Below are 231 nucleotides of genomic sequence, written 5' to 3'. Positions count from 1 at the left end.
CCGATGACTGTTGCCAACATCATCCCCGGACCGGGGGCCGCTCTTGAGACCGCGAAGAGATGAATGAAATCTGATGCGCTAATCCAGGCGTGCCCATTGACCGTCTCGTTCTGGACGCCGGCGATGATGGCGCCGCCGCAGCCGATCGAGGTCAATGAAAACGGACTGACAACCAGAGTTAGGCCGATGAGCAGACCGTCACGTACGTCAGCTCCTCCGCCAGGCCACGGC

The 231-nt window shown here is 61.0% G+C and carries 1 protein-coding gene; it reads right to left on the bottom strand.

Annotation, left to right across the window (positions count from 1 at the left end; genetic code table 11):
- The coding region (locus ACPYOJ_RS37170) for a chromate transporter (protein ID WP_481420656.1) at positions 1 to 231 on the bottom strand (231 nt) is incomplete at both ends.

Source organism: Rhizobium sp. SVR5-9E, from assembly GCF_056755095.1.
Note: the sequence above shows the minus strand (reverse complement) of the source record. Positions and strands in the feature narration are given on the sequence as shown.